Origin of the sequence: Micrococcus sp. TA1 (assembly GCF_014199555.1) — a bacterium.
Lineage (GTDB): Bacteria > Actinomycetota > Actinomycetes > Actinomycetales > Micrococcaceae > Citricoccus.
Genome location: NZ_JACHNW010000001.1, coordinates 2,556,559 through 2,570,326, shown reverse-complemented (window position 1 = coordinate 2,570,326; position 13,768 = coordinate 2,556,559). Strand labels below are relative to the sequence as shown.

Below are 13,768 nucleotides of genomic sequence, written 5' to 3'. Positions count from 1 at the left end.
CGGCGGCGGGCGACACCCGGCCCCGTGTCACCGACGCCCACCCCATGTGACGCCGGCACGTGCCCCCCCTGTGGCGCCTGCGCCCCCTGTGATGTCGGGGCCTCCCGTGACGTTGGCACCCGCCCCATGTGACACAGCGCCCAGCGGTGGCACCATGGGGGGATGAACAACCGCCTGCTGATCATCGGTGGACTGGTGATCCTGCTCTTCGTCCTGGTGGTCGCCTACCTCGTCGGCCTCTGGGCCTGGATCGTCCTCGGCGTGATCGTGCTGCTGCTGCTCGTGCTGGCGGTGTGGGACATGACGCAGCGCCGGCACTCGATCCTGCGGAACTTCCCGGTGATCGGCCACGCCCGCTACCTGCTGGAGTCGATCCGCCCGGAGATCCAGCAGTACTTCATCGAGCGGAACGTGGACGGCAAGCCCTTCGACCGGGACGCGCGGTCCCTGGTCTACTCCCGGTCCAAGGGCCAGGACGACCACAAGGCCTTCGGCACCGAGCGTGACACCAACCGGATCGGCTACGAGTACCTGCTGCACTCCACGGCCCCCGTCCCGACCCCCCAGCCCCTGCCCACGGTCCGCATCGGCGGCCCGGACTGCCTCCAGCCCTACGACATCTCCCTGCTGAACATCTCCTCGATGTCCTTCGGCTCGCTGTCCAAGAACGCGGTCCTGGCCATGAACAAGGGCGCCGGCATGGGCGGGTTCATCCACGAGACCGGTGAGGGCGGGCTGACCAAGTTCCACCGCGGCAACGGGGCGGACCTGTTCTGGGAGATCGGCTCGGGCTACTTCGGCTGCCGGACCGACGACGGCCACTTCAACCCGGAGCGGTTCGCCGAGAAGGCACGGTTGCCCGAGGTCAAGGGCATCACCATCAAGCTCTCCCAGGGCGCCAAGCCCGGGCTGGGCGGTGTGCTGCCGGCGGCTAAGGTCACCGAGGAGATCGCCGAGGCCCGCGAGGTGCCGGTCGGCGTGGACTGCATCTCCCCGGCCTCGCACTCCGCCTTCCACACCCCGCGGGAGATGGTGCGGTTCATCGGGCGGCTCCGCGAGCTCTCCGGCGGCAAGCCGATCGGCATCAAGTTCTGCGTCGGCTCCCGCACGGACGTGCTGGCGATGTGCAAGGCGATGTGGGCCGAGCGGATCGCCCCGGACTACATCATCATCGACGGTTCGGAGGGCGGCACCGGCGCGGCCGCGCTCGAGTACCAGGACAACGTGGGCACCCCGCTGACCGAGGGGCTGATGCTGGTGCACAACGCCCTGGTGGGCACCGGCCTGCGGCACATGATCAAGATCGGGGCGGCCGGGAAGATCATCTCCGGCTCGGACATCGTCAAGCGGCTGATCCAGGGCGCGGACTTCACCATGAGCGCTAGGGCCATGATGATGGCCACCGGCTGCATCCAGGCCCAGAAGTGCCACACCAACCACTGCCCGGTGGGGGTGGCCACCCAGAACCCGCGGCTCGTGCGCGCCCTGGACGTGGAGGACAAGTCCCACCGCGTGCACAACTACCACAAGCTCACCGTGCGCGAGGCGGTGCAGATGATGGCCTCGATGGGGGTCTCGAACCCGTCCCAGCTCACCACGAGGATGCTGCGGCGGCGCGTGGACCACCTGACCACCCGGTCCTACGCCTCGATCTACCACTGGCTGCGCGAGGACGAACTGCTCACCGACCCGCCGCGCGGCTGGGCCGCCGACTGGGCCGAGGCGGACCCGGACCACTTCGGCGAGCACGCGCCCCTGCCCTCCGCGGCCGGACCGCAGTGGCGCGACGAGCTTACCGTGGAGACCTCCGCACTGCCCCTGCGGGACCTGCGGCTGGCGGCCCTCGCGCGCCAGGCCGAGGACACCGGTGGGCCGGGCGCGGGGGAGGGACCCGACGTCAGCGCGGCACCCCGCGAGAAGGTCCCGGTGGGCGCCGGGACGGGGGCCGGCGGGGCCGCCGCGAAGGACCGCCCGGGTGCCGGCCGCAGTGCCGCCGAGGGCGGGGGCCGGGGCGCGGACGGGGGCGTGCCGCAACCGCGCACCGGCGGCCTCGCCCCGGTGCGCGATGCCAGCCCGGCCACCGAGGGCACGCAGCAGGACCGCGGTACCCGGCGCGCCCAGACGGGGTCCACGCCCGTGGTCAGTGACGCGCCCCGCCCGGAGGGCCTCCCCGGCGACTGACGGCCCGGGTCAGGCCAGCGGGGCCGGGGCGATCCGGTCCGCGAGCCCCAGGGCCACGGTGACGAAGGCCCGCCCCGGGGCCGGGAGCCGCCGGCGCTCGGACCAGCCGATGGCCGCGCGCTCCAGGTGGGGCACCGGGTCCAGCGGGACGCAGGCCACGGGCAGGCCCTCGTAGGACACGTCCTGCCGGGGGCGCTGGATGAAGACGGAGTATCCCAGTCCGCGGGCGACGAGGGACCGGATCAGCTCGAAGCCGGGCGTGGTCAGGCGGACCGTGGGCGTCACGCCGTGGTGGGCGAAGTAGGACAGGATGTCCTCGGTGCTGGGGGAGACGTCCATGAGCAGCAGGGGCTCGTCCGCCAGCTCGGTGATCGGTGCCCGGCCGGCGCGGGCCAGCCGGTGGTCCGCCGGGAGCAGGGCGTACATGGTGGTGTCGTACAGGGGCGCGGACTGCACCCCCGGCAGGGCATGGAGGTTGTAGGCGAGCACGACGTCCAGGACTCCGTGCCCCAACTGCTCCACGAGCTCACGGCGGCCCCCGGTGGTGACGGACACGGTGACGTCGGGGTGCCGGCGGGAGAACTCGGACCACAGCAGGGGCAGGGCGGTCGGGGCCAGCGAACCGAAGCACCCGACGGCGAGGGTGCCTCCCAGCGCGCGCTCGCCGTCGATCTCCTCCAGCTCGCGAGCCTGGTCGAGGACGGACTGGGCCCGGGCCAGGAAGTCCTGTCCCGAGAGGGTCAGGACGACGCCCTCGGCCTTGCTCCGCCGGCACAGCACCGTCCCCGTGATGCGGTCCAGGGCGTCCAGGGCCTCGGTCACAGAGGTCCTGGACACCCTCAGCCGGGCCGCCGCGGCGCTGATGCTGCCGGTCTGGGCCACCGCGCAGAAGTGCTCGAGCTGGCGCAGGGTCACTCGCAACGGTCCTCGGCTTCCCGCCGGGTCCGCCCGGCGTGGTCAGCGGAGCTCGCCGCGGGCGGTCTCCGGCATCCTGATGATGACCACCACGCTAATCAGGCACAGGGCGATCATGTAGCCCACGAACACCCCGTGCATCCCGATGCTGGACAGCCAGGTGTTCAGGTACGGCGCGGTGCCCCCGAAGATCGCCCCGGAGGTGGCGTAGCCGATCCCGATCAGGGTGGCACGCAGGCGGGTGGGCACCAGTTCGGCGAACACCGCACCCAGCGGCGCGCAGTTGGCGGCCAGCAGGACGGACCCCGCGGCCATCGCGAGGAACAGCAGGACCGGACTGGGGCCCAGCATCCACTCCAGCGGGAAGGCCAGCAGCGCGAAGCCCGCGGCGAAGACCAGCAGCACCGGTCGACGGCCGAACCGGTCCGAGAGCCAGCCCATGACGGGGATGGCCACCAGGAAGACCGCCTGTCCGCACAGTCCGGCCACCAGCGAGGCGTTCGGGTCCATGCCGAACTCCCGGGACGCGTAACCGGGCGCGAAGATGAACCAGGTGTAGAACGCCACCACCCCGGAGATGGTCAGCCCGATGATCTGCAGCAGCGGCCTCCACTCGCGGCCGAGCTCGCCGACGACCTCCCGCAGGGACCGGCGCCGCTCCCCGTGCTGTGCCGTGTCCTGGGCCTTGCGCTCGGTGTGCACCTCCGACTCGTTCATCGTCTTGCGGATGTAGAGGGCGTACAGGCCGAGCACGGCCGCCACGGCGAACGGGATGCGCCAGCCGAACCCCGCCATCTGCTCCTCGGTCAGCAGGGCGGTCAGCAGCACGCCAATGCCGGTGGCCAGCATGGTGCCCACGCCCACGCCCAGCCACGGGGTGGAGGCCCACACGCCCCGGCGGTCCCGCGGGGCGATCTCGGCCAGGTAGGTGAAGGCGCTGCCCGTCTCACCGCCGTGGGAGAGGCCCTGGACGAGCCGCGCCACGAGCAGGACGACACCGGCGAACACGCCCACGGCGTCGAAGGTCGGGGCCACGGCGATCAGCAGCGAACCGGCCGAGGCCAGCAGGATGGCCAGCGTCAGGCTGAACTTGCGGCCCTTCTCATCGGCCAGCCGGCCGAAGAGCCACCCGCCGACCGGACGCATGAGGAAGCCCACCGCGAACACCGCCAGGGTGGACAGCAGGCTGGAGACCGGATTCTCGGCCCGGAAGAACTGGGCGGCGAAGAACGGGGCGAAGATCGCGTAGATGTTCCAGTCGAACCATTCCAGCGCGTTCCCGATGTTGACGGCGACGAGGTCCCGCCCCCGGCCGGACCGGCGGGGCGCCCGGTCCAGGGGCTGGTGAGAGGTGACGGTGCTGTGAGTCATGTCACCCAGTCTCGGCCCGAATCGTTGACATCTTCAATGGACATCTGCGTGCATCGCATGCACACCGGATGTGCATGGCCCCCCGGGCCGGCCCGACCTACGCTGGCTTCCATGACCCAGACCCCCACCCTGCCCGAACCGGCCGCACCCTCCGGGGCGGTCACCCCCACGCCTCCGCACCTGGAGTTCCTGGCCAGCCTCGCCGTCGAGGTCTCAGCCCCCGTGGAGGTGGGCCGGACGCGCACCGGCCTGCGGCGCGTGATCCCGATCTCGGGCGGCACCGTGACGGGGCCGGAGCTGAACGGACGGATCCTGCCGGCGGGGGCGGACTTCCAGCTCATCACCTCGGACACCAGCTCGGACCTGGACGCCCGCTACGTGATCGAGACCGACGACGGCGACCGCCTGTTCGTCATGAACGCCGCCTACCGCACGGGCTCGGCCGAGGACATCGCGGCCCTGGTCCGTGGTGAGGAGGTCCCGGCGGAGCGGATCTACTTCCGGTGCTGCCCGCGCTTCGAGGTGAGCGGCGATCGCTGGGCCTGGCTGGAGTCCACCGTCGTGATCGGCTCGGGCCGGCGCGAGCCGGACCGGGTGCTCATCGATTTGTGGCGGGTGCGCTGAGGCCTCAGTCCCAGGCGGAACCGGGCTGGATGAACTCCCCGGTGCGGGCGCCGTCCGGATCCAGGCGCCAGCCCACGCGCTTGGGGATGTTCGCGATGATCACGCTCTCGCGGATCTCCAGGCCCGGCAGTCGCCGCGAGGCGGCCTGCTCGACCGTCATGATGTCCGCCGCGGAACGCAGCCACATCATGAAGGTGAAGTTCGTCCGCCCCGTGGTGGACGCGCACAGCCGCAGGGCCCCGAGGGAGGACAGGGCCGCCGCGGCGGCGTCGTGGTCCGCGGCCGGCAGCCGTGCGAACCACTGGCAGACCACGGGGTAGCCCGCAGCCCGGTGCGAGACCTCGCAGCGGAAGGACAGCGTGCGGCTGTCCAGGACCTTCTGCAGCCGACGCCGGGCGGTGGCCGGGTGCAGTCCGGTCTCCTCGGCGATCTGGGCCGCCGTCGCGCGGGCGTTGCGCCCCAGGGCGCGCACGATCGGCCCGAAGGACGGCGGCGGGGTGACGTAGCGGGCGAAGGACTCCGGGCGCGGGCCGGCGGCGGCGCGCAGGGCGGCCCGCTGGTCGGGGGAGAGGGCGTCGAGCTGCCAGTTGCCGCCACTGCCGTGCAGCCGGGTGCAGAACGCGGTCTCGTACCGGGCCAGTCCGGGCACGCGGTCCAGTTGCGGGTAGACCGACTCGGTGAGGACCGCCTGGCTGGGCGTGATGACGGTCAGCATCAGGTCCCGGTCCCGGTGGCACTCCTCGATGGTGAACACGTCGGGCATGCCCGCGACCGCCTCGGCCACCTCCCGCCGCCGGCCGGGCGCGCACCGCACGTCGTGGAAGGACAGGGCCATCTGGTCGGGGTGTCCCGCCGGGTGCGCCGTCATCCACGCCAGGCCGCTGCGCTCCAGGTGCCGCCACCGGGTGGCCAGCGAGGTGGGGTGCACGTCCAGGACCTCGCCGAGCACCCCCCAGGGCAACCGGGGGCCGAGCTGGAGGGCGTGGACGAGTTGGAGGTCCTCTTCCGTGAGCAGGGTCTCGATGTTCACTTTCTCCTCTATGGCCGGTTCGTGTGCAGATTCTCAGGGATTTCCCGCTGGGTGATGTACGCCACACCACAATGGTAGCCACACCCTGCACCGCATCCTGCCGACCCCAGACCTCGCGTCCCGGGGGCCCGGCGGGCCCGACCGGGAGGTTCCCATGATCCCCACCACCGCACTGGCCACGGCCTCAGCGGCATCGGCCGCCGAGCCGAGTCCCGTCCTGGCGCTGGCCAACACCCCGGTCCTGTGGATCTGCGCCCTGGGCGTGTTCCTGGTGGTCGCGGTCCAGTCCGTGATCTACATGAAGGCGGCCCGCAAGGCGGCCCCCTCCGTGGAGATGACGCCGCAGGAGTTGCGGACCTCCTTCCGCACCGGGGCGATCGCCGCGGTCGGCCCCTCCCTGGCGGTCGTCCTGGTCGCCATCGCCCTGCTGGCCCTGTTCGGCACGCCGGCCACCCTGGTGCGGATCGGCCTGATCGGATCGGTGTCCTTCGAGACCGCGGCGGCGAGTATCGCGGCCGGCACCACCGGTGCGGAACTGGGCGGGCCCACCTACACCCCGCAGGTCTTCGCCATCGTGTTCTTCGCCATGAGCATGGGCGGGGCCATGTGGATGCTGGCCACCCTCATCCTCACGCCCCTGCTCCAGCGCGGCGGGCACAAGCTGGAGAAGGTCAACCCCGCCCTGATGACCGTGGTCCCGGCCGCGGCACTGCTCGGGGCGTTCATCTCCCTCGGCCTGGCGGAGGTCCCCAAGAGCCCCGTGCACGTGATCACGCTGCTCACCTCGGCGGCCGTGATGGGCCTCTGCCTGGTCCTGGCCCGGGTCCCCGGACTGCGCTGGCTGCGCGAATGGGGCCTGGGCATCGCCATCCTCGTCGGGCTGACGGCGGCCTACCTGGCCCACTCGGCCGGGCTCGGCCCGGTCGGCTGACCCACCCCTTCCCCCTCCGGCTTCCTCCCGCTGACGCACATCCCAGGAGACTTCCATGACCGCCACCCTCACAGGCCCGCAGACCACCGCCGGCATGGGCGAGTTCGAGCGCACCACGTCCCGATGGGGTCGGCTGACCATGATCGCCGGGCTCGTGTTCTCCCTCGCCGGCCCGCTCTACCTCGTCTTCTTCGCCGACCTCGGAGTGACCGCCACCCAGCTGTTCACCGCCTTCGCCGCCGTGGCCGGCACCTTCTTCGTCATCTGGCTGGTCGAACCGCTGACCTACTTCCCGATCCTCGGCTCGGCGTCCATGTACCAGGCGTTCATGATCGGCAACATCTCCAACAAGCTGCTGCCCGCCGCCCTGATCGCCCAGTCCAGCATCGGCGCCAAGCCGGGAACCCCGCGCGGCAGCCTCGCGGCGGTGATGGCCATCTGCGGCGCCGCCGCCGTCCACCTGGTCTCCCTGTTCGTCTTCGTCGGGCTGCTGGGCACCTGGCTGATCAGCGTGATCCCGCCGGACGTCATCGAGGTGGTCCGCATCTACGTGCTGCCCTCGGTCATGGGTGCCGTGATCATCCAGGCGATCGTGAGCCTCAAGCAGGTCCGGGCCACCATCGTGGCCTTCGTGGTCGCCGTCCTGGTGCTGTTCGTGCTCGTGCCGCTCGTGCCGTCCCTGGCGATGGTGGCCACCGCGATCGTGGTGCTGACCACCCTGGTGATCGGGTGGTTCGTCCGCAAGCGCGAGGCGGGCACGGGCCGGGACGCCACGCCCGAGGTGCCCTGACGGCGTGCGCGCCCCGTAGCATCCGAGGTGTCCGTGCAGGGCACCGGCCGAACATCCCACAGACCCCGCGAGAGGAACCGCGATGACCACCCCAGACCAGCAGCTCCAGACCCTCGGCTCGTCCGCCGGGCCGGCCTCAACACCGGCCGCAGGACCGGGTCCGGCGCCGGCCGCCGGACTCGACGAGGGCCTGCGCGCCCGCATGCTGGAGTTCTACCGGCACCTGCACGCGAACCCCGAACTGTCCATGCAGGAGCACCGGACCGCGGAGTTCATCGAGGCCCATCTGGACACCCTCGGCATCGAGCACTTCCGCTGCGGAGGCACCGGGGTGGTGGGCGTGCTGCGCAACGGCGAGGGACCCGTGGTCGGCTTCCGCGCGGACACGGACGGCCTGCCGATCGAGGAGGACTCCGACGTCGACTACCGCTCCACCGCCCGCGGCACCCTGGAGGACGGCACCGAGGTGCCCGTGATGCACGGCTGCGGCCATGACACCCACGTCACCGCGCTGATCACCGCGGCCGAGGTGCTGGTCGCGGACCGGGACAGCTGGTCCGGCACCGTGGTGCTGATCTTCCAGCCCGGCGAGGAGACGGCCGCCGGCGCGGCGGCCATGGTGAAGGACGGGATCTGGGACAGGGCGCCCCGCCCCGAGGTCGTCTACGGCCAGCACGTGATGCCCGGACTGGCCGGGACCGTGGCGATCGTCCCCGGCACCGCGATGGCCTACGCCGACTCGCTCAAGGTCACGCTCTACGGCGAGCAGTCGCACGGCTCCCAGCCGCAGGACTCCATCGACCCCATCGTGCAGGGGGCGCACATCGTCACCCGGCTGCAGGCCATCGTGGCCCGGGAACTCGACCCGCGCCGCGCCGCCGTCGTGACCGTGGGCACCTTCCACGCCGGACTGAAGGAGAACATCATCCCGGCGACCGCGGAGTTCACCCTGAACATCCGCACCATGGACGATGACGTCCGCGAGCACGTGCTGGCCGCCGTCCGGCGCATCATCACCGCCGAGGCGGCCGCCTCTGGGGCCCCCGAGCCGAGGATCGAGCAGCTCTACCGCTTCCCGCGGAACTTCAACGACCCGGCCGAGACCGAGGCCGTGACCGAGGTGCTGCGCGGGGCCCTCGGGGTGGACCGCGTGCGGGCCGCCGAGCCGATGATGGGCTCGGAGGACTTCGGGACCCTGCCGGGGGCACTCGGCGTGCCGAGCGTGTTCTGGTTCTACGGCGGCTTCGACCAGGAGACGGTGGACTCCGGCACCATGCCCGTCAACCACTCCCCGCGGTTCGTGCCCGTGCCCGAGCCGACCCTGTGGACGGCGGCGACGGCGGCCCTCGCCGCGATCCGGAGCAGGCTCGGTTCGTAGTCCGCGGGGAGCCCGCTGACGAGGACTATCCTCATCGGGTGATGACCCGACCCGATCCCGCGCAGCCCGCCGACCCCGACCGCCGCACCCGGGCCTCGGGCGCGCTGCTGTTCGTGCTGCTGTGCGCGATGGGCGTCGGACCGCTGTTCAACTACGGCGTCTCCGTGTCCTCGGCCCTGATCATCGACCAGCTGGGCATCTCGGCCGGCCAGCTCGGCCTCGTGGTCTCGGTGGTGTTCGCCTCGGCCGCCATCTCCAGCATCTACCTGGGCCGGCTGGCCGACCGGATGAGCGCCCGGGCGCAGCTCGTGCTGATCTTCGCGGGCACCGCCGTGGCCCTGGTGGTCGGGGCGTTCGCCGCGCACTACTGGGTGCTGCTGTTCGCGGCCGTGCTCGCCGGACCGGCCCAGGCCATCTCCAACCCCACCACCAACCGCATCATCATCCGCGCCGTGCCCCCGGTGAGGCGGGCCGGCTGGATCGGCGTCAAGCAATCCGGCGTGCAGGCCTCCCAGCTGTTCTCCGGCCTGTTCTTCCCGGCCGTGTCCCTGTGGCTCGGCTGGACCGGTGCCGCGCTCGGTGCCGCGCTGGTGGCCCTGGGGCTGCTGGCCTACGGGCTTGCGGTGGTGCCCACCCCGCGCGAGCTGGCGGCCCGGGCCGCGCGGGAGGCACGGTCCGGGCCCGGACCGGAGAGCACGACGCCGGCCGCCCCCGGCGATGCCCGGGCCGAGGACCCGGACGGGCCGTCGGCGGACCGGTTGCCGGCCACGGTGTGGATCTTCGCCTCGATCGCGCTGCTGTCCGGTTTCGGCATGCAGGCGACCAACGTCTACCTGCCGTTGTTCTCCATGGAGGCGGTGGGCTTCTCCCTCGTCCTGGGCGGCGTGGCCACGGCGGTGTCCGGCGTGATCGGCGTGGTCTCGCGCATCTGGTGGGGCCGGCGGATGTCGGCCGGCGTCAAGGCCTCGACGCTGCTGCTGATGATCTCGGCCGGCGCCCTGTCCGGGGTCGCCGCGTTCCTGGCCGCCGGGCTGTGGCACCTGCCGGCCCTGATCTGGGCGGGTGCGGCCCTGCACGGTGTCACGGTGCTCGGGGCGAACGTGGTCATCAACGCGGGCCTGATGCAGGTGGTGGCCCCGGAGCGGATCGGCGCCGCCTCCGGCATCAACTCGATGGGCATGTACTCCGGCTTCGCCCTGGGCCCGCTGGTGATGGGCGCCCTGCGGGACCTCACCGGGGACTTCTCGATCGGCTGGCTGGTCATCGCGGTGATGTACGTGGGCTGCTTCGGCATGGCCCTGTTCCTGCGCGCGCACGGCCGCCGCCAGCCGCGGTCACGGGTGACACCGGCCTAGACTCTGCCCATGGACACCCCCGGCGCCAGCCCGCACCGTCCCCCTCGTCCCGCCGCGGCCGAGGCCCCTGCACCCGCCGGTGGCCCCCTCTGGGCGCGCACGGCGCTGCTGGTGGTGCCCTCGGTGTGGCTGGGGCTGATCGCCGGGATCTCCCTGATCGAGGCGCCGCTGAAGTTCACGGCCCCGGGGATCACGATCCCGCTGGGCCTGGGCATCGGACGCCGGGTCTTCCTGGCGATGAACATCGTCGAGATCGTGCTGGCCGTGCTGCTGCTCGTGGCGCTGTGGAGGTGCCTGGGCCGGCCCGGCCGGCAGCGGCTCTGGGCCCTGGGCTGGGCGGCCACCGCCGTGCTGGTGGTCAAGGTCGCCGTGATCCGCCCGTTCCTGAACGAGCGGACCGATGCCGTGCTGGCCGGGGAGTCCGAGGGCGGGTCCCTCACCCACTACCTCTACGTGGGGGCGGAGGTGGTGCTCATCCTCGTCCTGGGTGCTCTCGTGCTGGCCGCCGCGCGCGCCGTCGTCGGGCCGGGGACCCACCCGGGCGCCGCCCCGCGATCATGACCCGCGGGTCCGCCGCCGGGCCGCGGGCCGGCGGCCGTGGACCAGCCAGTACACGCCGATGGTGAGGGCCATCAGGCAGGCCAGCGCGAGGTACATGCCGGAATAACCGGTGACAGGCAGCAGGGCCCCCAGGATCACCGGGCCGAGGCCGATGCCGAGGTCGAGCATGATGAAGTAGGTCGAGGTGGCCACCCCGATCTGCAGGGGCGGCACCACCGTGACGGCGATCGCCTGCAGGCTCGTGAGCAGGGCGCCGAAGCCGATGGCCGTCAGTGCCGCCGCCGCGAAGATCCCCGCGGGCACGGGCCAGGCGGCGAGCACCGCGAGGGCGATCATGAAGGACACCAGGAGCGGGACGACGGCGGCGTTGTCGCCGAAGCGGTCGTGGATCGGCCCGACCACGAAGCGGGTCGCCACCAGGACGGTGCCGTAGATCAGGAAGAAGGAGCTGGCCACGGTCGGGCTGATGCCCTCCTGCTGGGCGTAGCCGTTGAGGAAGGCCAGCACCCCCGAGAAGGCGGTCCCGGCCAGCAGGATGACGATCGAGACGGGCAGGGCCTGCGGGGAGAGCATCCCGCGGACGGAGAAGCGCAGTCGCGGTCCCGAGCTATCTGGCCGGGGCGGCGCGGGCAGCCGGACCACCAGTCCGGCCGCGAGGCCGAAGAGCGAGAAGACGGTACAGGCCAGGAACAGGGAATCGAACCCGAAGGCGTCCGTGAGCTGGAAGGCCAGCAACGGCCCGAACGCGGAACCGGCCGTGGTGGACGTGCCGAACCAGCCGGTGCCCTCGCTGCGGCGGTGGCGCGGGATCAGGCCGATCACTGAGGCGGCCAGGACGGTGGCGGCCGCGCCGAAGGCGATCCCGTGGACGAAGCGCACGGTGATCAGCAGCGCGAGCGTATTCGCCAGCAGGTACAGCGTCGAGGCGAGCAGGAAGGCGATCAGGGCGCCGATGAGCACCCTGCGCCGGCCGAGGGAGTCCATGGCCTGGCCGGTGAGCAGCCGGGCGAACACCGCGCCCAGGACGTAGGCGCCGACCGCGAGCCCGGACATCGCGTCCGAGGCCTGGAACCGGTCCACGGCGTACAGGGCCATGACCGTGACCAGGAGGTAGAACACCATGGCCAGGAACAGGTTGGTCAGTGAGGCGAGGATGAAGTCCCGGCTCCACAACCGGCTCGGTCCGGGGGGAACCGCACTGGCGGGGGGCATGGATCACTGGCCTTCCTGGGCGGGGGATGAGCCGTGGACGACACGGTTCGTAGGCATCCTAGTTCCCCCCGTCCGAGGTCGGAGCGCGGTCTACGCTGGTGGTCATGGCGAAACGCGGCTCCCTGACCTGGCTCTGGCTCATGGTCGTCGCCGCGATCCTGACGCAGACCGCGCTGAACCTGCTGCGTCCGGTCACCAGCTACAAGCTCCTGACCCTGGGCGCGGACGAGACCGCCGTGGGCCTGGCGACCGCCGCCTATGCGATCGTGCCGCTGGTGAGCGCCATGTGGCTGGGCCGGGTCACCGGCCGCTTGCCCTCCCTGCGCGGCATGATCGCCCTCGGCGCCCTCGTGATGTCCCTGGCCGGGGCCGCCCTGGCCTGGGGGAACTCGGTGGTGATGATCATGGCGGCCTCGGCGCTGCTGGGCATGGGCCATCTCGTCTTCACGATCGCCGGCCAGGCCGCCATCGGCCGGCGGGCTCCCCGGGAGATGATGGACGCGGCCTTCGGCTGGTTCACGGCGGCGTTCTCCGTCGGCCAGATGGCCGGCCCCCTGCTGTCCGGACTCATCCTCGGCAACGTCCCGCTGGCCCAGGCGGCCACCGGGGGCGGACTGGACGAGGAGATCACCTGGGCCCTGTGGCTCGGCGCGGGCATCTCCCTGCTGGCCGTGCCCGTCATGTTCTCCCTGCGCGCCCAGACCGCTCCGGACCCGACGCCGGCCGCGGACTCCCGGCCCGGCGGCGCCGTCGACGCGACCGCCGCTCAGCCCACGGCGCAGAAGGCGACGGCGCCGCGCATCCTCCGGGTGCCCGGGGTGCCCTCCCACATGCTCGCCGCCCTGGCCCTGCTGGCCGTCATCGACATCCTGACGGCATTCATGCCGCTCGTGGGCGAGGCGGCCGGGGTCTCACCGCTGTGGGTGGGCGTCCTGCTGGCCGTGCGCGGGGCCGGGTCCGTGCTGTCCAGGATCTTCCTGTCGTGGTTCACCGCCCGCTGGTCCCGGAACACGCTGGTGCTGGCCGCGCTGCTGGTCTCCGCGGTGACGATCGGACTGGTGCCCCTGGCCCTGGAACCGTTGGGCGCGCTGTGGCTGGCGGCCGTGCTGATGGCCGTGGGCGGGTCGTTCCTCGGGCTGGGCCAGCCCCTGACGATGACCCTGATCGCGCAGGCGGTCCCGGCCGACTGGCGCGGCGCCGCACTCGGCCTGCGCCTGGTCGGGAACCGCCTCGGGCAGGTGGTCCTGCCGGTCGTGGCCGGCGTCGTCGCCGCACCACTCGGTCCGGCCGGAGGCGTGTGGTTCGCCTGTGCGGTGCTCGGGCTCTCCGGGCTCGAACGGATCCTGGGCCGTCACACCGGCCCGAACACACCCGGCCCGGACACCCCGGGGGCGAACGGGTCCTGAGGGGGCTCAGCCCC

Annotated in this window: 12 protein-coding genes; 8 read left to right on the top strand and 4 right to left on the bottom strand. The window is 72.3% G+C overall.

What is annotated here, in order from left to right; translation table 11 throughout:
- The first annotated feature begins 162 nt into the window (after positions 1-162).
- Entirely contained in the window at positions 163-2,181 is a 2,019-nt protein-coding gene (locus GGQ69_RS11325) for an FMN-binding glutamate synthase family protein (RefSeq protein ID WP_183528062.1), read from the top strand.
- Between the two features lie 9 nt (positions 2,182-2,190).
- Here GGQ69_RS11325 and GGQ69_RS11320 read toward each other — a convergent pair whose 3' ends face one another.
- Positions 2,191-3,096 carry a LysR substrate-binding domain-containing protein gene (locus GGQ69_RS11320; RefSeq protein WP_183528060.1) on the bottom strand — a complete coding sequence of 302 codons (906 nt, stop codon included), beginning with the start codon at positions 3,094-3,096 and terminating at the stop codon, positions 2,191-2,193.
- A 42-nt stretch (positions 3,097-3,138) separates the two neighbouring features.
- Positions 3,139-4,467 (bottom strand): MFS transporter, encoded by a 1,329-nt coding sequence (locus tag GGQ69_RS11315; protein ID WP_183528058.1) that lies wholly within the window; start codon positions 4,465-4,467, stop codon positions 3,139-3,141.
- A 111-nt stretch (positions 4,468-4,578) separates the two neighbouring features.
- Between GGQ69_RS11315 and GGQ69_RS11310 the strand changes: the two genes are divergently transcribed.
- The gene (locus GGQ69_RS11310) at positions 4,579-5,091 is read left to right on the top strand and encodes a DUF3237 domain-containing protein (RefSeq protein WP_183528056.1); all 513 of its coding nucleotides are present in this window, start codon (positions 4,579-4,581) and stop codon (positions 5,089-5,091) included.
- A gap of 4 nt (positions 5,092-5,095) precedes the next feature.
- Here GGQ69_RS11310 and GGQ69_RS11305 read toward each other — a convergent pair whose 3' ends face one another.
- The gene (locus GGQ69_RS11305) at positions 5,096-6,121 is read right to left on the bottom strand and encodes an Lrp/AsnC family transcriptional regulator (protein ID WP_183528054.1); all 1,026 of its coding nucleotides are present in this window, start codon (positions 6,119-6,121) and stop codon (positions 5,096-5,098) included.
- A gap of 154 nt (positions 6,122-6,275) precedes the next feature.
- On the opposite strand from GGQ69_RS11305, the gene GGQ69_RS11300 reads away from it, so the two are divergent.
- The 5 genes from GGQ69_RS11300 (at position 6,276) to GGQ69_RS11280 (ending at position 11,136) form a co-directional block, all read left to right on the top strand.
- Entirely contained in the window at positions 6,276-7,052 is a 777-nt protein-coding gene (locus GGQ69_RS11300; RefSeq protein ID WP_183528053.1) for a DUF5058 family protein, read from the top strand.
- A gap of 55 nt (positions 7,053-7,107) precedes the next feature.
- On the top strand, positions 7,108-7,842 hold the full coding sequence (locus GGQ69_RS11295) for a hypothetical protein (protein WP_183528051.1): 735 nt from the start codon (positions 7,108-7,110) through the stop codon (positions 7,840-7,842).
- Between the two features lie 202 nt (positions 7,843-8,044).
- A complete protein-coding gene (locus GGQ69_RS11290; protein WP_183528612.1) occupies positions 8,045-9,220 on the top strand; it encodes an amidohydrolase in 1,176 nt (391 codons plus the stop codon).
- Between the two features lie 41 nt (positions 9,221-9,261).
- Positions 9,262-10,575 (top strand): MFS transporter, encoded by a 1,314-nt coding sequence (locus GGQ69_RS11285; RefSeq protein WP_183528610.1) that lies wholly within the window; start codon positions 9,262-9,264, stop codon positions 10,573-10,575.
- A 9-nt stretch (positions 10,576-10,584) separates the two neighbouring features.
- Entirely contained in the window at positions 10,585-11,136 is a 552-nt protein-coding gene (locus tag GGQ69_RS11280) for a hypothetical protein (RefSeq protein WP_183528049.1), read from the top strand.
- Here the strand turns inward: GGQ69_RS11280 and GGQ69_RS11275 are convergent.
- The gene (locus GGQ69_RS11275) at positions 11,131-12,348 is read right to left on the bottom strand and encodes an MFS transporter (protein WP_255459490.1); all 1,218 of its coding nucleotides are present in this window, start codon (positions 12,346-12,348) and stop codon (positions 11,131-11,133) included. The genes GGQ69_RS11280 and GGQ69_RS11275 overlap by 6 nt on opposite strands.
- Before the next feature lie 104 nt (positions 12,349-12,452).
- Here GGQ69_RS11275 and GGQ69_RS11270 point away from each other — a divergent pair, with 104 nt between their 5' ends.
- Positions 12,453-13,754, top strand: coding sequence for an MFS transporter (locus GGQ69_RS11270; protein WP_221243392.1), 1,302 nt, complete (start codon positions 12,453-12,455; stop codon positions 13,752-13,754).
- Positions 13,755-13,768: the final 14 nt, after the last annotated feature.

Coding starts and splice junctions, on each gene's coding strand:
- GGQ69_RS11325 (WP_183528062.1), top strand. CDS start 163: ATGAACAACCGCCTGCTGATCATCGGTGGACTGGTGATCCTGCTCTTC.
- GGQ69_RS11315 (WP_183528058.1), bottom strand. CDS start 4,467: ATGACTCACAGCACCGTCACCTCTCACCAGCCCCTGGACCGGGCGCCC.
- GGQ69_RS11310 (WP_183528056.1), top strand. CDS start 4,579: ATGACCCAGACCCCCACCCTGCCCGAACCGGCCGCACCCTCCGGGGCG.
- GGQ69_RS11300 (WP_183528053.1), top strand. CDS start 6,276: ATGATCCCCACCACCGCACTGGCCACGGCCTCAGCGGCATCGGCCGCC.
- GGQ69_RS11295 (WP_183528051.1), top strand. CDS start 7,108: ATGACCGCCACCCTCACAGGCCCGCAGACCACCGCCGGCATGGGCGAG.
- GGQ69_RS11290 (WP_183528612.1), top strand. CDS start 8,045: ATGCTGGAGTTCTACCGGCACCTGCACGCGAACCCCGAACTGTCCATG.
- GGQ69_RS11285 (WP_183528610.1), top strand. CDS start 9,262: ATGACCCGACCCGATCCCGCGCAGCCCGCCGACCCCGACCGCCGCACC.
- GGQ69_RS11280 (WP_183528049.1), top strand. CDS start 10,585: ATGGACACCCCCGGCGCCAGCCCGCACCGTCCCCCTCGTCCCGCCGCG.
- GGQ69_RS11275 (WP_255459490.1), bottom strand. CDS start 12,348: ATGCCCCCCGCCAGTGCGGTTCCCCCCGGACCGAGCCGGTTGTGGAGC.
- GGQ69_RS11270 (WP_221243392.1), top strand. CDS start 12,453: ATGGCGAAACGCGGCTCCCTGACCTGGCTCTGGCTCATGGTCGTCGCC.